The organism is Lentzea jiangxiensis (assembly GCF_900104175.1).
GTDB lineage: Bacteria > Actinomycetota > Actinomycetes > Mycobacteriales > Pseudonocardiaceae > Lentzea > Lentzea jiangxiensis.
Genome location: NZ_FNIX01000007.1, coordinates 1 through 17,822, shown reverse-complemented (window position 1 = coordinate 17,822; position 17,822 = coordinate 1). Strand labels below are relative to the sequence as shown.

The following is a 17,822-nucleotide window of genomic DNA, read 5'->3' as shown; positions in this document are numbered from 1 at the left end:
GACCGGTGCAGCACGCGCCGGACTCGGATGATGCGAATTGGGGCGAGTTGACCGGGGACTCCCGCGAACGAGTCGGCGGGCACGTGGCCGAACCTTCCTCCGGCCGCGTTTTGCGCAACGTGAGGGTGCTGACGAACGTTTTCGCGTGGCTGGGCGGTATCGGGCTCGCAACGCAGTTGTTGTTCGCGGACAACGCATTCGCCGCCAAAGCGGTGCTGCTCCTGCTGCTGCTCGTGGTGCTGGGGTCGTGGCGGTGGCCCGATCGCGACCGGTGGGTGATCGCGGCCGTGGAAGCGGCGGTGCTCGCCGGGTCGGTGCTCGTCCTCCCGGCGCCCCAGCCCGCCGTCGCGTTCCTGTTCGGCGTGGTGACCAGGAGAGCGCTCGGTGGCGGGAGCAGCAGGGCTCTGGTCAAGGCGGTTCCGGCCCTGGTCGGCTACCTCGCTGGTCAAGGCGTCCTCGCGGTGGCCGCCGTCCGCGCGGGAAGCGTCGCTTTCGACGGGCTGGTGCCGAGGCTGATGCCGCTCCTCGGCCTCGTCATCGGATCTGCCGCCCTGCACGCCACCGTGCGCGCGGTCCGGCACGAGCAGGACGCACGTCAGGCAGTCCACGCCGTGATCGACGCCAGTCCCGTCGGCATGCTCCTCGTCGACGACGCCGGCACCACGCTGTTGAGCAACGCACGGGCTCACTCGATGTTCGGCCGGCAAAACGGTTTGTGCCAGGTGTTGTGCATTCACCGGAACAACGTGGTGCGGTGCGAAAAATGCCGTGGTGCCACAGGACCTTTCGAACTGAACACCGACGGCGCGGTGCTCGAGGTGCACACCGCGAAGGTGCCGCAGGAATCGCGGCCGGAACTGACGCTGGTGGTCGCCGTCGACGTCAGCGAACGGCGCCGCCAGGAGGACGCCCTCCGCGTTCGCGCGGAACAGGACGATCTCACGGGACTGGCCAGCCGGCCGCATTTCCTGCACCTGCTCGAGGAAGCGCTGGGCACGGGTGAGCCCGTCGGCCTGCTCGTCATCGACCTGGACCAGTTCAAGGAGATCAACGACTCCGACGGGCACCACGCCGGCGACGAGTACCTGAGGGAGTTCGCCCGGCGGACGGCTCCGGCGGTCCCGCCAGGGGCGACCGCGGCGAGGCTGGGAGGGGACGAGTTCGCCGTGCTGGCACCGCAGTCCGGCGCGGACCGCTCCGCCGAGCTGGCCGGCCGCGTGCTGCGGGCGCTCGCGACGGGACCGGAGCGGGAGATGCGCGCGAGCATCGGGGTGGCCGTCTCCGCACCCGGGACCACCGCGGCGGAACTGCTGCGCGACGCCGATGCCGCGATGTACATCGCCAAGCAGGAGGGAGGTGCGCGGGCGAAGGCGTTCCACGACGAGATCGGCGCCCGTGTGCAGGCCAGGCAACGCGACAAGGCGGACCTGCGCGCCGCCGTGCACGGCGGCCAGATGGTCGTGCACTACCAGCCGATCATCGAACTGGCCACCTCGCACGTCACCGGGGCGGAGGCGCTGGTCCGCTGGCGACGCCCCGGCCGGGGTCTGGTGAGGCCGGACGAGTTCATCGGGCTCGCCGAGGAGACGGGGCTGATCGTCCCGCTCGGCGCCCAGGTGCTCGAAGCGGCCTGCGCGCAGGGGGCGCGGTGGTCGAGCGAGGGCCGGGCTCTCGGCGTCACGGTGAACGTCTCGACGCGGCAGCTGTCGTCCGCCGGTTTCGAGGCGTCGCTGCTCCACGCGCTGCGCGTGACCGGGATGCCGCCGGAGAACCTGACCCTGGAGGTGACGGAGTCCGTGTGGGCGGACGACGCCGCCATGCAGGGGCTCATGGCGGTGCGCGACAGCGGGATCCGCGTGGCGCTGGACGACTTCGGCACGGGCTACTCGTCGCTGAGCTACCTGCAGCGCTACCCGTTCGACTTCGTGAAGATCGACAAGTCGTTCGTCGCCGCGCTCGGCGAGACGGGGCGGACAGCGGGGGTCCTGCGGTGCGTCATCGACCTGGCGGACGTGCTCGGAGCCCGCGCGATCGCCGAAGGTGTCGAGACACCCGAGCAGGCGGAGTGGTTGCGCCGCGAGGGATGCGCCTACGCGCAGGGGTACCTGTTCGGCAGGCCCCGGCACCCGGACGGCTGGGACGACCAGCCCGCGGCCAGGGGCGCGCGACCCGTCCGCTCGTGACCGCGTCAGCCCGGGTCCCTCGTACCGGTCCAGCTCGGTGCGCACGATGCCGACGAGGTCTTCGGCCCGGTGCAGCACAACCTCGGCGGAGGTCCACGACCAGGACGGCGATCTGCTCGGCGTCGCCCGCGGTGGCGGCCACGCCTTCGGGTCGTTGACGTCCCGCGAGGTCGCCAGCCGGTCCGGAGGTCCCACGGCAGCGCGTGCGCCGCGATGGCGGCCGTCAGGGCTTCCTCCAGCGGTTCGTGGAAGCCGAGGAACGCCGACAGCACCGACTCGTAGCGCGACGGCGTGATCATGCCCGGCAGTGAAGCCGATGTCGTCTTCCGGTGAGCGGTGAGCGGCGCGGGTGTCGGCGCGCAGGCGCGCCGGCGGCGTCACCCGCTCAGGCCGTTCCGGGCGTGCGAGTCGACGGGGTGGGCACGACGACGATCACGTCCTCGCGGTGGGCACGGACTGAGTCCTCGAACCTCAGCGAGGCGGTGCCGCGGAGGCGCGCAGCGCCTCGGACAGCCACACGAACGGGAACTGTTCCTGCGCGGTGCCGTTCACGGCGGTGACCAGCTCCATGTACCGGTCGAACGGGCTTTCCGGGTTCGGGGGCGCGGCGTCCCACTCGGCGCCTGCCAGCATGTGGTCGGCCGTCTGGAGCCGGAACTCCGGCGTGTCCGGGATCCCCGGTTCGTCCGGCGTGGCGAACACGCCGGTCAGCCAGCCGATCCACTGGTCGGCGATCTCCCGGCCCCGCGGCGAGTCCGGCGGCACCTGCTCGCGTGCCGCGTCGATCGCGGCCTGACCGATGGGCGTGGCCTCCTCGAAGGCGTCCAGCATCGGCGAGGAGGACATCATCGGGCCGGCGCCGGTGGTGCACACCTCGCGCAGCTCGCGGCGCAGGGCTTGGCGGACCTCGCTGTCGCTGACCAGTTCGGCCAGCTCGATCCACGCCTCCAGCTGGGCGGCGCTCGGGTGGTCGGGGAGCTCCGGGCGCGCGGCCCGCCACCACTCGACCATGCGCTCCGGCGCCTCCCAGCCGGCGGTGACCTCGGTCCAGAAGTCGTCGATCAGCCGGTCGCGCTCCTCGTCCGACATGCCCACCAGCTTGTGCATCAGCGTGACCTGCTCCGCTGTGGAGTCCTGGCGCAGGATGGCCGACAGGACCGCGCGGCGGCTGCGCAGCCGTGACTCCTGCTGCGCCAGCAGGGCCATGTGCGTCGTGGCCAGTTCACGCAGCGTCGCCTCGCCGGCCAGCACCTGCTTGATCTCGTCCAGGCCCGCGTCGAGCTCCCGCAGCGTCCTGACGAGTTCGAGGCGGGCGATGGCGGACACGTCGTAGAGGCGGTGGCCCGCCGCGGTGGTCGCGGCGGGCGTGACGACACCGGCTTCCGCGTAGTACCGGACGGCGCTGACGCTCAGGCCGGTCCGTCGTGCCACGTCTCCGATGGCGTACAGCTCGTTCAGGTCCATGTCGACCACTATGGGATCTCAAGCAGCTTGAGGTGCAACCCCGAGAGGTGCTTCGAGCCACAGGGGGCCGATCCGCGGTGCCGGGAGATCGCGACGGTGGTGGCCTGCACCGCGCACGAGGGAGCCACGTTCCTGGCTCGCCGGCGAGAGCGCTCGCGAGGAAGAGTGCGCACGGCTCACCGATCCGGAGCACTACCGCATCGTGCACCTCTGGTCCCGCGCCTGGACCGGCACGCTCGTCGCGCCGGCCGAGGCGGTCATCGCCGTCGTACCCGACGAGCGAGAACCACACTTCGGGGGACGAGAGCCCTCCGTTACCGGAGGGTGTCGTAGCGACGCCCGTCGATCATGGCTCCGTTGGGGGGATCAGCGGCTGCGCGGTGGTGCGCCGGAGAGCTACGCCCTTGTCCGTCCGATGTAGACGTTGCGCGCGCGGTAGACCGTCTCCGCGGTGGGACCGGGGCTGCCCGACGAGCCCTCCATCTGCAGGTTGATGATCAGCCACAGCGGCTTGCCGGCGAAGTTCCTCCCCGTGTGCTTCGCGATCCACCTGCCGTCGAGGTAGTAGTGGATGTCGACGTCGGTGGCGTTCACCTTGGTGATCCACGCCCGGTAGGTGTGCCAGGAACCCGGCGAGGAGACGCCGACGACCGAGCTCGACACGTCGCTCGACGTCCGGAACGTGTTGAACCAGTTCCTGTTGTCCCCCTTGAACTCCAGGACGTCGCTCTCGGGCGGCCAGCTGTTCACGCCGGTGAGCCAGAAGGCGGGCCAGGTGCCCCGTGCGGAGGGCGCCTGGAACTCGCCCTTGACCTCCCAGTTCGGGAACTGGTCGTTCACCACCACGTGTTCCTTCGCGTGGATCGCGCCGGAGTGGTACCGGATCGGCAGGTGCGGGTCGGCGCTGCTGTTGCCCTCGTTCCACGAGATCCGCGTCGCCTTCAGCGTGAGCACACCGCCGGACAGCGACACGTGGTTGTGGTCGGTGGCGCTCGCGTACATGCGGGCCGTGCCGTTGTGGTCGGAACCCCACGGGTAGCGGTAGTTCCACTCCGACTCCAGCGCCCCGTAACCGCCGAAGGAGCCCGGGCCGATCACGTCCTCCCAGGCGGCCGCCCGTGCGGGACTCGGGAGGCCGCCCGTGAGCACGAGGACCAGTGCGGTCGCCGCGATTCTCATGGATCGCACTGTGGAGCAGGAAGTCTCTGCGGCGCAACGGTTCCTTCGGTTCGACGGCTGTTTCGAGTCGAACAGGGCGAACGGGACGCCGACGTGGTCAGCGCTTCTCCGACGAGTGGTGTTCGACGATCTTCCAATCACGGCCCGGGCGACGGCGATGTTGCCCGCCAGCCGGTCCCCCGCCTCGTAGATCATGTACTCGTGGCACGAGGACAAGAGGAAGATTTCTTCGTCTGCCGCTTCGCCCGAAGGTCCGGATTGCGGCCGCGGGCGTGCTACGGCGCGAGCGCGGAGCCGGCCCGGATCTGGGCTATCAGGACGTCGAGGTCCGCGACCGGCGGGATGTCGGCCGCCGTGGTGGCCAGCAGCCGTGCGGTCTCGGCAGCGGCTCGGCGGTCCTGCCGCGGTTCGGGGATGCCGGCGATGCGAGCGCGCCCGTTCGGGCCGCGGGTGATCGTGACCGCGCCGAGGCGGTGCCGCACCAGGGGCCGGGCGGAGTCGAGCAGGAAGTGGTCGAAGACCAGGGGTGTGCCGATCCCGCCGTGTCCGGCGCGCTCGAGCTCGCCCTGGTCGAACCGCAGCAGCGCGCGCCTGAGCGACCCGTTCTCGAGGCGCTCGTCCCGCAGCAGGATCGAGTACCGGCGCGCGGGGTCGATGCGCACCTCGCGGTCGGCGGCGTTGTCGAGCAACCCGGCGAGGACGCGGTACCTGGCGGCCATCGGAGGTGTCGCGTGCCGGTCGGCTCGCAGTTCCGCGCGCACCAGCCACACCCCCGCCCCCGCCGTGAAGGAGCAGACCGCCGCGACCGCGACGCTGATCCACCCCAGGTGGGCCGAGACGACAGCTCCGGCACCGGCCGTCGCGAGCACGAGAGGCGTGAACGCGAACGCGCGGCGCAGCCAGCGAGGCGGAGGCGAGGACGATCGGCGCATACGACCTCCTGTGCGGGAACTGTCGTCGACTGATCGGCGGGACGGGAGCCGCCGTTACGGCCCCGGCCGTTCCCGGCGCGAATCACGTCCACAGTGGACCCCGCGGCGGCCCGGCCCTCAGATCAGCGCACCGACGAACGTCTCGGCGCCGAGGGAACGGGGCCGGTCGCTGACCTGCCCGTCCCCCAGCTCGACGACCCGCCACGCCCCGTCGTCGCGCAGGGCCAGGTCCACGGTGACGAACGGGAGGCGCAGGCCGGCGACCAGCGGTTCGACCGCGGTGAGGTCGACCTCAGCGGCGCACTTCCCGTCGAGGGCGTCCGGGTGGGGGCCGGTCAACCGGCAGACCCCGTCCACCCACCAGGTCCTGACCTCGGCCGACACGAACCGCTCGAACCGCCGCAGGACGAACCCGCCCTGCAGGTCGTCACCGCGCAGCTCCCGGAAGCGGCGGGCCACCGCCCAGGCGCCGTCCCGGTCGGCGACGTCGGGGATGAACATCGCCTCGTCCCAGTGGTGCTTCATCGACTTGGTGTGGTCCCGCACCACCGCGGGGCCGGCGCCCAGCTCGGCGCACGCGCGGTCGAACGCCGCCCTGTCGTGCTCGGTGGTCCACACGGACAACGGCGTGACCGCCGCCAGCGCCTCGTACCACCCCGGCAGTTCGTGTGCCCTGCGGTAGTGCGCCTCTCCCGTGCGCAGCGTGACGCCACGTCGGCGCAACGCGGCGTCGAACTCCGCGTACCGGGCGCTGCCGACCATCCAGCCGCGGTACAGCGCGTCGCCCGATCCGGACACCCGCCTGACCGCCTGCTCGGCACCGCCGGGGCGTGTCATCGCGTCGTGGTCGACGTACGAGACCTCGATGCCGGCGGCACGGGCGGCGGCGGCCTCAGCCGCGAAGTGGTCGTCGACTCGAGCGGGCCTCAGCACGTCGGAGGGGAACAGGAGGATCACCTGATCATCATCGTTGTGTCTTGACCCGATCTCCACGGAATTGCACACGCCCCGGAGGCACCTGGAGCCGCGGTCGTCGGGCCCGGCAGGACCTCGCGCTCACACTCTCGGGTGCATCCACCACATCCGACTCCTGCGGATCGTTTTTGAGTCGATTTTTGGGGTACCGCTCTACCGGTGAGGATCGCGGAGGGAGCAACCATGTCCGAGAAGAGCCGCAGTGTGGTGGCGACACGGGTGCTGGGCGCGGTGACCGCCGTCTACAGCGCGGCGCCGGTCGTCTCGCCGCGGGTGCTGGCGAAGCCGACGCGCCTGACCACCTCGCGAGGCGCGGTATCCGCGCCGGTGCGGACGCTGGTGGCCGCTATCGGCGCACGGGACGTCGCCATCGGCACGGCCATGATGCTCGCCAAGCCCGGCGGGTCGCTGCGGGCGGCGGTCATGACGCGAGTGGCGGCGGACCTCGCCGACGCCGCGGTGTTCGGCCTCACCCTGCCGGATCACACGGCACGCCGGAAGGTCGCGGCCTTCGCCCCGTGCTGGGCGGCGCTGTGCGGCGTGTCCGGGCTGCGCCGCTGACCTGGCGATCTCCGCGATCCCGATTCCCAGTTGTCCGACAGTCAGGAGTTCACGTCATGAGCACGATCACGAAGTCCGTCGACGTCCACGCCGACGTGACGAGCGTCTACAACCAGTGGACCCAGTTCACCGAGTTCCCGCGGTTCATGGAGGGTGTCGACGAGATCCGGCAGCTGGACGACACGCACACCCACTGGACCGTGAGCATCGCCGGCGTGAAGCGCGAGTTCGACGCCACGATCACCGAACAGCATCCGGACGAGCGGGTGGCCTGGCGCGCGGACTCCGGCCCCGACCACGCCGGGGTCGTGACGGTGCACCGGCTCGACGACGACCACACCCGCGTCACGGTGCAGATGGACATCGACCCGGAGGGGTTCGTCGAGAGCGTCGCCGACAAGCTCGGAGTGCTCGACCGGCGCGTCCAGGGCGACCTCGACCGGTTCAAGGACTTCATCGAGAACCGCGGGGGTGCCGAGACCGGCGCCTGGCGCGGTGACGTCGAGCGCCCCGGTCAGCTCTGACCGGTAGCCCCCCGATCCGCCGCGGTGTTCCGGCCGAGTCCAGGTGGGGCCTCGTACCCGGTGCGGAACACCGCGGCGCCCCTGCGTCCGCGAACACGCTGAAGCGCCCGGCTGCGAGGTGCAGCCGGGCGCTTCACGTCGTACACGCCCGACCGGCTCTGCGCCGCTTCACACGGCGGAGAGCCTGGAGCGCACCAGGAGAGCCTGAGCCACCGCGCGCCGCCGCCGTCCTCGAGCCGTACCGGCCCCGAAGTGACCAACCGGTAGGTGCCGGTGCGTCGGCGGCGACGCGCGGTGTGCCGTGGATCAGCCCTTGTCGTGGCCGTGGCCGTGGTGGCCGTGGTGGCCGTGGTGGCCGTGGCCGTGGCCGTGGTGGTGGTTGTGGTTGTGGTTGTTGTCGACCTCGACGTCCGGGTTCGAGCACGATCCGCTGTCGTTGCCGGAGATGATCGGCACCGCGATGACGTTCAGGTCCAGGTGGCAGAGGTTGATGTCGCTGAGCACCTCCGAGTCGTTCAGGTTGACCAGGCCCACCTGGTGGGTGTGCTCGTACTCGGCCGAGTAGGCCACCATGTCATCCCATGCGCCCTGCGTCGCGAACGCGGGCGTGCCCATCATCATGAAACCCGCACCGATAGCGGCGACGGCTAGTGCCTTCTTCAGCATATTGATCTCTCCTCACGAACCAGCGGTTGAAATTGCACGTGCTACGAAGGAGGAACGGAGCGCCGGTGTCCGCCGAGCCCCGTTCCCCGGTCACAGGACGGCGCACCGCAACGCGGCCGCCGTCGCGCGTCACTCGTCGTCGGGGTTGGCGCAGAGGCCGGTGTCGTTGCCGGACAGCACCGGCACCGCGATGACGTTGACGTCGATGAAGCAGGCGTTGATGTCGCTGACCAATTCGGACTCGTTCAGGTTCACGAGGCCGACCTGGTCGGTGATGTCCAGCTCGGGGGCATCGGCCAGCGCCGTGGAACCAAAACCGAGGAAGGCGCCCGCGATAGCGACGGCCGCCCCTGCCTTCTTCAGCACAGAAATCTCCTTGCTCGATTCTCCGCAACAGATTGCGTTGGCGACCAACGTCGTCCGCAAGTCCGGCGGAACCGTACCGAAAGAATCGGGAGGTGATCAAATCGAAGAGCGGCGGGAAAGGCCGGGAACCACGTCTTTCTCACACTTTGGAGTGATACTCGGCCATTCCGCTTCAGGCCTCGCTCAGCGGCCTAGCAGGCAATATCGCCGAGTTCCGCGGGCACATCCTGCTAAGGGGTGAAAAAGTGCGGCGCACGCTCCCGGGCAGACGACCGGAGGCGTCGGCGAGCCGGTCGTCGTGCACGCCCGGCCGCAGTGTCCGACTGGAAGGGTGCTCGGAGAAGCGTCACCACCACCGCGCACGCGCGCGCCGGGAGATCTTCGACCTGCTGGCCGACCCGTCGAAGCACCCGCTGATCGACGGGTCCGGCTCCGTCCGCACGCCGCTGCCCAGCGCGCCGGGCCGGCTGGAGCCCGGGGCCGCGTTCGGCATGGACGTGAGGACCGGCCTGCCGGACCGGGTCGAGAACACGGTGGTCGAGTTCGAGGAGATCCGGCTGATCACGTGGCGGCGCCGCGACGGTCACCGCCGGCGGCTCACCCCGCTCGGCGAGGACGTCACCGGACGTTCGACTGGCCGGCCGCCCGGCTTCCCTGCGGTTCGACCTTTCCCCCGTTCCGCAGCGCGACAAGGCGTCGATGAAGCGGTCGCTGAACCGGCTCGCGGACCTCTTCGGCGCGACCGCCCGACTCGTCGTGCAGGGGCCGTGGCGCCGGGCAACCACGGAGTCATGGTGTGCCTCGAACCTCGCGAGCCGTGCCGAGCACCTCCAGCAACCGCGCGGCACCGCGGCCGGGCCCCGCGGCCCGCACGGCGTCCCGCAGGTCCGCGAACGGGTCCGGGTCCCGCAGCACCGACTTCAGCGCGTTCGCCACGTCCTCGGGAGTGGCGGCGTTGGGATCGAGGCACACGCCCGCACCAGAGCGCTCGGCGTCGTGAGCGATGCAGAACTGGTCGCTCGAGAACGGCAGGACCACGGCGGGCACTCCCGCCGCCAAGCATTCCGTGAACGAGTTGTTGCCGCCGTGGTGCACCATCGCGGCGATGTGCGGCAGCAGCGCGCGTTGCGGAACGACGGACTCCACGACCACACGCGGGTTCTCGGCCAGGTCGGCGAGTTCGGCGACGCGGCCGCCCGCGGCGACCACCACCGCCAGGTCCGGGATCCGCAGGGCGCCTTCGACGACCTTGCGCAGCACGTCGTGCCTCGCGGACAGGAAGGTTCCCAGTGCCACCAGGAGAACCCGCCGATCACGCACGCGGTCCAGCCACGCTTCGTCGAGCGCGTCAGTCGTGGCGCAGTGGCCGAGGAAGATCTGCCGCTGGCGTTCCGGCAGCGGTGGCAGCCAGGGCAGTTCCGGGTAGTTCACCACCGCCGCGTAGGAGGAGGTCAGGCCGAAGGCCCTGCGGGGCACCGGCCGCGAGGGGGCGAAGTCGCGCAGGAAACGCGAAAACGCGGCGGTGTGCGCGAGATCGGTGAGGTGCACCTCCGCGGACAGCAACGCGAGTTGTGCGGGTGACGGGCGCACCGCGGACGGCCACGCCTGGGGCAGTCCGAAGAACTGGTCGTCCCGCGAGACCAGGTAGGTCGGGTGTCCGGTGACGTAGGACACGAACGGCAGGTCGAGCGCGTGCAAGGCGAGCGTTGTGGCGTAGTCGATCTGGTCGACCACGAACCAGTCGGGCCGGAGCTCGTCGTGCAGCGCCGCCAGATCGCGCAGCACCCGGCCCGGCGCGGCGAGTGGTTCCGCCCTGCGCCGGCGCGTCTGCGCGAGCAACGCCGCTGCCGCACCTCCTTCGGTGGCACGGAGGAAGCCGGCGAGCTGCCGCGCGGAGCGTTCGTCCTGTTCGGTCCGTTCGGCGATGCCGCTGTTCGAGTCGCGGGTGGTCTTCACAGCGGCGAACGGGAGAGCGCCCGCCAGGTCGGCGAACTCCGGACCGCAGGCGAACGTCACCTCCGCACCTGCGGCGCTCAACGCTGCCGCGAACACGGACATCGGCTGCGCGTGCGAGCGGAACGGCGGACTGACAACCACAAACCGTGGCACTGGTCTCCTCCTCGTTGGCACGACTTGAAAATTGTTCGATCCGAACGCCCTTCCGGTTCGAACAACGGAGGTGCGGACACATCCGGAAGTACAGCGCGAGCTGCGAGCCCGAAGCGCCGGGAGCACCCTGCCGCCGGCTCGCCCCCGCGACCTGGTCGGCGCCTTCCTGCGGGACCCGTGCCCGGCCACGTTCTCCCTGACGTGCGAACAGGTTCCGGCGACGGTCGAGGAGCACGGCGCCGGCGCGACGTCCGGCGAACTGCGCCGGGCGCTCTCGTCCACTCAGGACCGCGAGGTCGTCGCGGGCCTGCTCGACATCGCGTCGTTGCACCGCTTCGCACCCCTGAGCGCCGACAAGGCACGTGCCCGAGCCGGAGGACCGCCGCTGTGGCGCTACCTGGACGCGCTCGGCGAGCCGGTCGACGACTGCCCCAGCTCCCCCTACCAGAAGCTGATGCTCGACCTCCTGCACGATGACGTCCCGCTTCCCCTGGCACGGCCCGTGACGGCGCCGACGATCGCGCAGTCGATGCTCATCGGCGGCACCGCGCGGCCGGGCGAGGGGGCGAGTGGCGGGCTCACCGTGTTCCTGTCCTCGCTGGCGGGCGCTTTGGTGCAGCGGCGGGACGTCGGCCGCGTGATCACCGTGGTCCTCGCGCCCGAGCCGACCACCGTGACCGTCCGCAAGACGCCCGGTCTCGACCACTGGACGGTGCACGTGCCGGTCGACTCACCCGTGGCGCTCGCCCAGCAGGAGATGGCACGGCACCGGGCCGGCATCACCTGGTGGCTCACGAAGCTCCTGCCGCGGTGCGGTCTGACACCGGACGTGGTGCACGTCCGGTACTCCGACGACGGCTCGCTCGCCGTGGCCGACGCCGCCCGCCTGCTCGGCGCGAAGCTCGTGTTCACCGTCACCCCGGACCCGCACCGCCACCTCGCCGAGCGCCACCTCGAGGACGCCGGTGACCTGACGGCGATGCGGTTCGACCTGCACCGCGTCCGCGCCGCCGACCACCTCGTCCGGCGGGCGGACCAGGTGATCACCATCGGTGGCGGGCAGGACGAGGTGCTGGCGCACTTCCCCCGGCTCACCACCGGGACGCTGCTCGCACTGGAGGAGGGCATCACGCCGGGTCCCGCGCCGGCGGAGCGGTCGCTGGTGGAGGAGTTGTTCGTCCCCTCGGCGCTTCCCCGTCTGGACGGAGGTGCGCGCGGCCTGCCCGTGCTGCTGAACGTGGGGCGGCTGCACCCGATGAAGCAGCAACCGCTGCTGGTGCGGGCGTGGCTGGAAGCGGGCCTGCAGCACCGGACGGCGCTGGTGGTCATGGGCGGTTCGTCCACCGACAGGACGCCGGACGAGCAGGCGGTGCTCGACGAGGTCCTCGCACTGGCCCGGTCGACGCCCACGGCACGCGGCCGGCTCGCCGTTCTGCCCGCCTGGTCCAACGACGACGTCAGACGGTTGCAGCACGAACTGGCGGCCGCACCACCGCCTTCCGGGGCACCGCACGTGTACGCCTGCTCCAGCGTGAAGGAGGAGTTCGGCATCGCGGTGCTCGAAGCCATGGAGGCCGGGCTGCTCGCGGTAGGTCCGCGGCGCGGCGGCCTGTCGTGCTACGTCGACCAGGGGCGCAACGGTTTCCTGGTCGACACGTCGACCGCCCGGTCGCTGGGCGAAGGGCTCGCGCACGTCGTCGGTCTCGGCGCCGCCACCGCCCCCGTCGCGGCGGCCGGGCAGCGGACGGTGCGCGAGCGGTTCGACATCGACACCGTGGCGGAGCCGTTCGCGGCGCTCTACGGCCGGTTGTCAGGCTGACCGGGCATGCACGAACACGTCGTCCGCGCCCAGCCTGGAGAACAGCTCCTGGTTGGCCGGCTCGCGCACCGCGACGGTGATGATCGCGGTGCGGTTGAGGCTGCGCGCGGCCGCGGTGACGAGCAGGCCGTCCCGGTCGTCCCCGACGGCGACGACCACGCGTGCGGCGAACGGCGTTCCCGCTCGCTGCAGCACGCAGAGGTCACGCCCGTCACCGCGGACGACCTCGGCGCCGTTGGCCAGCGCGCCGGTCAGCGCGACCTCGTCCACGTCGAGCACAACGACCGCGGACGGCCGCGAGTTCAGCGGGAGGTGCCGCAGCACGTCCAGCGCGGCGTCTCCGTAGCCGACGACGACGGTGCGGCCGTTCACCGCGGGTCCTTCCCCGTGCCGGCCGGCAGGATCGCCCGGCGCGACGGCCGCAGGCGCTGGACGTCCTCCGCCTTGCGCGGTGGCCGGTCGTTGGCGATGAGCACAGCCATCCACGGCAATGGCACCGACAGCAGGATGAACACGAGTGCGAGCCACCAGATCTCGGCGAACAGCACGGCCAGCACGATGCACGGGATGCGCAGGCTCATCATCGTGGCGTACCTGCGGCGGCGTGCGGCGAGCTGGTCCTGGTACGACGGCGCGGCCGAGGTGATCAGCACGGGGCCCTCGTGGCGTTGGGTGTTCACAGGCAGACCTCCGTTTCCCTCTGTGGTTCGCACCGGACACCGTTCAGGTTCGGGTTCCTTACGTCACACCAAACTCTTCGAGAGAGGTGCATCCGCACGTGGTGGACCGCGTCGCCACGATCCCGCTGGGGGTGCTCACGGGCGGTCAGGCCGACATGCCGTTGCCCGAAGGCGTCGACCTGCGGACGTACCGGGTGGTGGACGTGTCCGCCCAGCGACTGGGCCAGCAGGAGCACGGGACCAGCGTGCTCCAGGGCAACCTCGGCTGAGCACGGGACGGCGCAGCCGGAAGAACGCCGTCGCCACACCGACCCGCATGACAACCACCCCGAATTGCGTCGATTCTGAGTCGATTCTAGTATGGACAGGTCACCAGGTTGCCCAGCCGAGGATGTGCGCCATGCCCGAACTGTCCCGCCTGCCTCAACCGGTCACCGAAGCGTGGGACTGGCAGCTGTCCGGCCTCTGCCGGGGCATGGACAGCGCCTACTTCTTCCACACCCCGAACGAACGCGGCGCCGCCCGGGAGAAGCGCGAGGCCGCGGCCAAGGCGATCTGCCACCGCTGCCCCGTGATGGAGAAGTGCCGTGCCCACGCCTTGGAGGTGCAGGAGACCTTCGGCATCTGGGGTGGACTCGGCGAGAGTGAGTTGCGCGCCATGCTCTCCCGCCGCCTGCGCCAGTCGTGATGTACCCGCCGCGCGCGGTCGCGGCCATGATCGGGGTGTCGCCCAGCACCCTGAAGACGTGGGACCAGCGCTACGGTCTCGGCCCCTCCGCGCGCACGGACGGCGGGCACCGCCGCTACGACGAGAACGACGTGACCGTGCTGCGCCGCATGATCGCACTGACCGGGCAGGGCCTGGCACCGGCCGCCGCGGCCGAACTGGCACGGAAGGCCCCCGCGCCGCGGACGCCCGCCACGCTGAGCGAGGACGTGGCGAGCACCGCGAGGAAGGGCTTCCTGAACGCTGCACGGCGGCTGGACGAGCCGCTCATGTCGGACCTCGCCGCGAAGCTCGTCACCGAGCACGGCGTCGTGCCGTCGTGGGACTCGGTCTTCGTGCCGTGCCTGACGGAGCTCGGAACGGTCGTGACGGACTCCGGCCGGGGCGTGGAGATCGAGCACCTGGCCAGTTCCAGCATCCTGAGCACCTTCCGCGCGGTGCCACGCCCCGGCAAGCCCGGTGTGCTCGCCGCGCTGCTGTCGTGCGCGCCGGAGGAGCAGCACGTGCTCGCGTTGGAGGCTTTGGGAGCGGCGTTGTCCGAAGCGGGCTTCTGGTGGCGCAACCTGGGCGGCCGGGTGCCGCCGGAGGCTCTGTGCGATGCCGTGGAACGGCTGCGGCCGGCCGTGGTGGTGATCTGGGCGCACAGCGCCGAACTGGCCGCGCTCGTGCCGTTGTGGGAGCTCCACACCGGTTCCGAGGCCCTGCTCGCCGTGGCCGGACCGGGGTGGGCGGGCGTCGCGGTGCCCTCGTTCGCGCGCAGGCCCGGCGACCTGGCGGAGGCGGTCCAGATCGTGCTCAGCCGCGCCGGGACCTGAGCTCCCTCCTGGTGCCGGCGAACCGGGCGTGGGCCTCTTCCAGGTCCACGACCGGCGCGGGATAGCCGAGTCCTTCGCGCACCACCGGGTCGAGGTCCCACGGCCGGTGCACCGCCGGTCCCGCGACGGACCTCAGCTCCGGCACGCACCGGCGCACGTAGTCGCCGTTGGGATCGTGGTTCTCCGCCTGCCACAACGGGTCCATGACGCGGTCGGGGCGGGTGTCGGTGCCCGTCCCGGCCATCCACTGCCAGTTGAGCTGGTTGGCGGCCAGGTCGCCGTCGACGAGGTGCCGCAGGAAGAACCGCGCTCCGGGGCGCCAGTCGAGGTACAGGGTCTTGCACAGGAAGCTCGCGGACAGCAGCCGTGCCCGGTTGGACAACCAGCCTTCGGCGACGAGCTGGCGCTGAGCGGCGTCGACGACCGGGTACCCCGTCCGGCCCTCCTGCCACGCGAGCAGCTCGTCCGGCGCGTCACGCCACCGGTCTCCCTGCCCGCGGTAGTCCTCCCACGCCACCTCCGGGCGGGCGGCCAGCACCTGGTCGTAGAAGTCGCGCCACGCCAGTTGCCGGGCGAACTGGCGAGCGTCCTCGGTGGCGTCTCCCGTCGCGCACCGCACCTCTGCCCCCGACAGGCACCCGAAGTGCAGGTACGGCGACAGCTGGGAGGTGGTCCGCGTCAGCAGGCCGGCAGCTTGCTCCGCGAAGCCGACGATCCCCTCGCCCAGCCAGGACCGCAACCGCTCCCGTCCCGCGGTCTCACCGCCTGCCGGAAGCCTCTCTGCCGGTTCTCCCGCGCAGAACTCCTCCGCCTCCGGCAGCGCGCCCACGTCCAGCGGAGGCAGCCGCAGACCCGTCGGCGCGGGAAGGGGTGGTCGCGGTGGAATCCGGCTCCACTTCTGGAAGTACGGCGTGAACACCTTGTCGTGGTGAGCCGGATCGCTTTGCAGCGCGGACGACGCCACGGCGCGGTGGACGTCGTGGTGCACGACGAGCCGATCTCCCACCACATCGCGAAGTCGTTGCTCACGGCCGTGCGCGAAAGCACTCGCATCGGCGGCGACGTGAACACGTGTTACCTCGTGCTGCCGCAGCAACTCCGGCACCACGGCCTCCGGCGCACCACGCCGGACGACGAGCGCCGCTCCCCTCGCTTGCAGGCTCGCGTGCAGGTCGTGCAAGCTGTCGGCGAGGAACGCCGCACGGTTCGGGTTCGCGAAACCCGTGGCCACGAGGCGTTCGTCGAGCACGTACAACGGAATCACGCGGTCCGCGTCGGCCGAGGCCTCGACGAGCACGGGGTTGTCGTGCACCCGCAGATCGCGGGTGAACAGCGCGATGGACACAGCCATCTCCCCACCCTCGCACAGCGCCACGCCACTCCGCCCGCTGAGAACGGTTCCCCGCGATGCGCGAACACTCTCAGTGTCCCTCACCTGGCTTCGTCACACCATTGAGCGATCCGCCGTGCCCGTGCCTATGGTGAAACGGGAGAACGGTTGGTTCGTTGCCCGCGGCGTCCACGTCGAGGCTGTGGGTCCGGCGTTCTGGGAGCGGAAGTCATGAGTGCCATCACCACGCCGACGAAGCCGGCCAACGCGGCCGCGCGCGTCGCAGGGGCGGCGGCCAACGCTGCCGACGAGCGGTTCCACGCGGCCTCGGGGTTGCGCAAGCAGTTGAACAAGGTCTTCCCGACGCATTGGTCGTTTTTGCTCGGTGAGATCGCGTTGTACAGCTTCATCGTGTTGTTGTTGTCGGGTACGTACCTCGCTCTGTTCTTCGATCCGTCGATGACGGAGGTCACCTACAACGGTGCGTTCGAGAACTTGCGCGGGATCGAGATGTCGCGGGCGTTCGCGTCGACGCTGGACATCTCGTTCGAGACCCGTGGTGGGTTGTTCGTGCGTCAGGTGCACCACTGGGCGGCGTTGCTGTTCATGGCGGCGATCGTGGTGCACATGTTCCGGATCTTCTTCACCGGTGCGTTCCGCAAGCCGCGTGAGATCAACTGGGTCATCGGCATCGTGTTGTTCATGCTGGGCGCGATCGAGGGTTTCCTGGGTTACTCGCTGCCTGATGACTTGCTCTCGGGTACGGGTCTGCGGGTGATGGCGGCGTTGCTGATCTCGTTCCCGGTGATCGGTACGTGGTTGAACTGGTTGATGTTCGGTGGGGAGTTCCCGGGTACGGACATCATCCCGATGTTGTACACCGCGCACATCCTGATCATCCCGGCGATCATCCTGGGTCTGATCGCGGCGCACCTGGCTCTCGTCTGGTACCAGAAGCACACGCAGTTCCCGGGGGTGGGCCGCAAGGAGACCAACGTGGTCGGTGTGCGGATCATGCCGGTGTTCGCGGCCAAGGGTGGCGGGTTCTTCGCCATCGTGGTCGGTGTCATCGCGATCATGGGTGGCGTCTTTCAGATCAACCCGATCTGGAACATCGGCCCGTACAACCCCGCGCAGGTGTCGGCCGGTTCGCAGCCGGACTGGTACATGGGCTGGACCGACGGTCTGGTGCGGATCTGGCCGGCGTGGGAGTTCTACCTGGGCAATTACACGATTCCGGCGCCGTTCCTGCCGTTCATCCTGGGGTTGCCGCTGCTGACGGGGATCGCGGCGGCGTATCCGTGGATCGAGCGCAGGATGACCAAGGACTACGCGCATCACAACTTGTTGCAGCGTCCGCGTGATGTGCCGGTGCGCACGTCGCTGGGGTGGATGGCGATCACGTATTTCATGGTGTTGCTGCTGATGGGCGCGAACGACATTTTCGCCTACCAGTTCGACATCTCGTTGAACTTGACGACGTGGATGGGCC

Annotated in this window: 19 protein-coding genes; 8 read left to right on the top strand and 11 right to left on the bottom strand. The window is 70.5% G+C overall.

Features of this window, described 5'->3' with window-relative positions; translation table 11 throughout:
- The first annotated feature begins 83 nt into the window (after positions 1-83).
- The gene (locus BLQ91_RS20545) at positions 84-2,183 is read left to right on the top strand and encodes a putative bifunctional diguanylate cyclase/phosphodiesterase (protein ID WP_090098754.1); all 2,100 of its coding nucleotides are present in this window, start codon (positions 84-86) and stop codon (positions 2,181-2,183) included.
- Positions 2,184-2,654: 471 nt separating this feature from the next.
- On the opposite strand, the gene BLQ91_RS20540 is transcribed toward BLQ91_RS20545, so the two are convergent.
- From BLQ91_RS20540 to BLQ91_RS20520, 4 genes are all read right to left on the bottom strand, one after another.
- The gene (locus BLQ91_RS20540) at positions 2,655-3,647 is read right to left on the bottom strand and encodes a MerR family transcriptional regulator (protein WP_090099174.1); all 993 of its coding nucleotides are present in this window, start codon (positions 3,645-3,647) and stop codon (positions 2,655-2,657) included.
- Positions 3,648-4,043: 396 nt separating this feature from the next.
- A complete protein-coding gene (locus tag BLQ91_RS20535) occupies positions 4,044-4,826 on the bottom strand; it encodes a glycoside hydrolase family 16 protein (protein WP_143022737.1) in 783 nt (260 codons plus the stop codon).
- A gap of 275 nt (positions 4,827-5,101) precedes the next feature.
- A complete protein-coding gene (locus tag BLQ91_RS20525; protein WP_090098750.1) occupies positions 5,102-5,758 on the bottom strand; it encodes a hypothetical protein in 657 nt (218 codons plus the stop codon).
- Positions 5,759-5,875: 117 nt separating this feature from the next.
- Positions 5,876-6,715, bottom strand: a complete 840-nt coding sequence (locus BLQ91_RS20520; RefSeq protein WP_090098749.1) for an ATP-grasp domain-containing protein — start codon at positions 6,713-6,715, stop codon at positions 5,876-5,878.
- 201 nt (positions 6,716-6,916) lie between these two features.
- Between BLQ91_RS20520 and BLQ91_RS20515 the strand changes: the two genes are divergently transcribed.
- Both BLQ91_RS20515 and BLQ91_RS20510 read left to right on the top strand, forming a co-directional pair.
- Positions 6,917-7,294 (top strand): hypothetical protein, encoded by a 378-nt coding sequence (locus BLQ91_RS20515; protein ID WP_090098745.1) that lies wholly within the window; start codon positions 6,917-6,919, stop codon positions 7,292-7,294.
- 56 nt (positions 7,295-7,350) lie between these two features.
- The gene (locus tag BLQ91_RS20510; protein WP_090098742.1) at positions 7,351-7,818 is read left to right on the top strand and encodes an SRPBCC family protein; all 468 of its coding nucleotides are present in this window, start codon (positions 7,351-7,353) and stop codon (positions 7,816-7,818) included.
- 306 nt (positions 7,819-8,124) lie between these two features.
- Here the strand turns inward: BLQ91_RS20510 and BLQ91_RS20505 are convergent, their stop codons facing one another.
- The 4 genes from BLQ91_RS20505 to BLQ91_RS20490 form a co-directional block, all read right to left on the bottom strand.
- Positions 8,125-8,484 (bottom strand): hypothetical protein, encoded by a 360-nt coding sequence (locus BLQ91_RS20505; protein ID WP_090098740.1) that lies wholly within the window; start codon positions 8,482-8,484, stop codon positions 8,125-8,127.
- Positions 8,485-8,613: 129 nt separating this feature from the next.
- On the bottom strand, positions 8,614-8,850 hold the full coding sequence (locus tag BLQ91_RS20500) for a hypothetical protein (protein WP_090098738.1): 237 nt from the start codon (positions 8,848-8,850) through the stop codon (positions 8,614-8,616).
- A 346-nt stretch (positions 8,851-9,196) separates the two neighbouring features.
- The gene (locus BLQ91_RS41455; RefSeq protein WP_176959857.1) at positions 9,197-9,415 is read right to left on the bottom strand and encodes a hypothetical protein; all 219 of its coding nucleotides are present in this window, start codon (positions 9,413-9,415) and stop codon (positions 9,197-9,199) included.
- Between the two features lie 224 nt (positions 9,416-9,639).
- Entirely contained in the window at positions 9,640-10,959 is a 1,320-nt protein-coding gene (locus BLQ91_RS20490) for a glycosyltransferase (RefSeq protein WP_090098736.1), read from the bottom strand.
- Between the two features lie 70 nt (positions 10,960-11,029).
- Here BLQ91_RS20490 and BLQ91_RS20485 point away from each other — a divergent pair, with 70 nt between their 5' ends.
- On the top strand, positions 11,030-12,778 hold the full coding sequence (locus BLQ91_RS20485) for a glycosyltransferase family 4 protein (RefSeq protein WP_090098734.1): 1,749 nt from the start codon (positions 11,030-11,032) through the stop codon (positions 12,776-12,778).
- On the opposite strand, the gene BLQ91_RS20480 is transcribed toward BLQ91_RS20485, so the two are convergent.
- Both BLQ91_RS20480 and BLQ91_RS20475 read right to left on the bottom strand, forming a co-directional pair.
- Positions 12,770-13,150: an NAD(P)-binding protein gene (locus BLQ91_RS20480; protein WP_090098732.1), complete on the bottom strand. Its 381-nt coding sequence runs from the start codon at positions 13,148-13,150 to the stop codon at positions 12,770-12,772. The genes BLQ91_RS20485 and BLQ91_RS20480 overlap by 9 nt on opposite strands.
- The gene (locus BLQ91_RS20475; RefSeq protein WP_090098730.1) at positions 13,147-13,458 is read right to left on the bottom strand and encodes a DUF3099 domain-containing protein; all 312 of its coding nucleotides are present in this window, start codon (positions 13,456-13,458) and stop codon (positions 13,147-13,149) included. The genes BLQ91_RS20480 and BLQ91_RS20475 overlap by 4 nt, the downstream gene beginning before the upstream one ends.
- 98 nt (positions 13,459-13,556) lie before the next feature.
- Between BLQ91_RS20475 and BLQ91_RS41450 the strand changes: the two genes are divergently transcribed.
- The 3 genes from BLQ91_RS41450 (at position 13,557) to BLQ91_RS20465 (ending at position 15,000) form a co-directional block, all read left to right on the top strand.
- Positions 13,557-13,727: a hypothetical protein gene (locus tag BLQ91_RS41450; RefSeq protein WP_176959856.1), complete on the top strand. Its 171-nt coding sequence runs from the start codon at positions 13,557-13,559 to the stop codon at positions 13,725-13,727.
- 131 nt (positions 13,728-13,858) lie between these two features.
- Positions 13,859-14,146: a WhiB family transcriptional regulator gene (locus BLQ91_RS20470; RefSeq protein WP_090098728.1), complete on the top strand. Its 288-nt coding sequence runs from the start codon at positions 13,859-13,861 to the stop codon at positions 14,144-14,146.
- Positions 14,146-15,000 carry a MerR family transcriptional regulator gene (locus BLQ91_RS20465; protein WP_090098726.1) on the top strand — a complete coding sequence of 285 codons (855 nt, stop codon included), beginning with the start codon at positions 14,146-14,148 and terminating at the stop codon, positions 14,998-15,000. The genes BLQ91_RS20470 and BLQ91_RS20465 overlap by 1 nt, the downstream gene beginning before the upstream one ends.
- Here the strand turns inward: BLQ91_RS20465 and BLQ91_RS20460 are convergent.
- Positions 14,981-16,351, bottom strand: a complete 1,371-nt coding sequence (locus BLQ91_RS20460) for a cryptochrome/photolyase family protein (RefSeq protein ID WP_090099172.1) — start codon at positions 16,349-16,351, stop codon at positions 14,981-14,983. The genes BLQ91_RS20465 and BLQ91_RS20460 overlap by 20 nt on opposite strands.
- A 210-nt stretch (positions 16,352-16,561) precedes the next feature.
- Here BLQ91_RS20460 and qcrB point away from each other — a divergent pair.
- Positions 16,562-17,822, top strand: a 1,261-nt coding sequence (gene qcrB, locus BLQ91_RS20455; RefSeq protein ID WP_090098724.1) for a cytochrome bc1 complex cytochrome b subunit, incomplete at its 3' end; no start/stop codon positions are given.

Excerpts from the sequence above, each read along its gene's own strand:
- BLQ91_RS20540 (WP_090099174.1), bottom strand. The coding sequence starts at position 3,647 with ATGGACCTGAACGAGCTGTACGCCATCGGAGACGTGGCACGACGGACC.
- BLQ91_RS20535 (WP_143022737.1), bottom strand. The coding sequence starts at position 4,826 with ATGAGAATCGCGGCGACCGCACTGGTCCTCGTGCTCACGGGCGGCCTC.
- BLQ91_RS20525 (WP_090098750.1), bottom strand. The coding sequence starts at position 5,758 with ATGCGCCGATCGTCCTCGCCTCCGCCTCGCTGGCTGCGCCGCGCGTTC.
- BLQ91_RS20515 (WP_090098745.1), top strand. The coding sequence starts at position 6,917 with ATGTCCGAGAAGAGCCGCAGTGTGGTGGCGACACGGGTGCTGGGCGCG.
- BLQ91_RS20510 (WP_090098742.1), top strand. The coding sequence starts at position 7,351 with ATGAGCACGATCACGAAGTCCGTCGACGTCCACGCCGACGTGACGAGC.
- BLQ91_RS20505 (WP_090098740.1), bottom strand. The coding sequence starts at position 8,484 with ATGCTGAAGAAGGCACTAGCCGTCGCCGCTATCGGTGCGGGTTTCATG.
- BLQ91_RS20470 (WP_090098728.1), top strand. The coding sequence starts at position 13,859 with ATGCCCGAACTGTCCCGCCTGCCTCAACCGGTCACCGAAGCGTGGGAC.
- BLQ91_RS20465 (WP_090098726.1), top strand. The coding sequence starts at position 14,146 with ATGTACCCGCCGCGCGCGGTCGCGGCCATGATCGGGGTGTCGCCCAGC.
- BLQ91_RS20460 (WP_090099172.1), bottom strand. The coding sequence starts at position 16,351 with ATGGCTGTGTCCATCGCGCTGTTCACCCGCGATCTGCGGGTGCACGAC.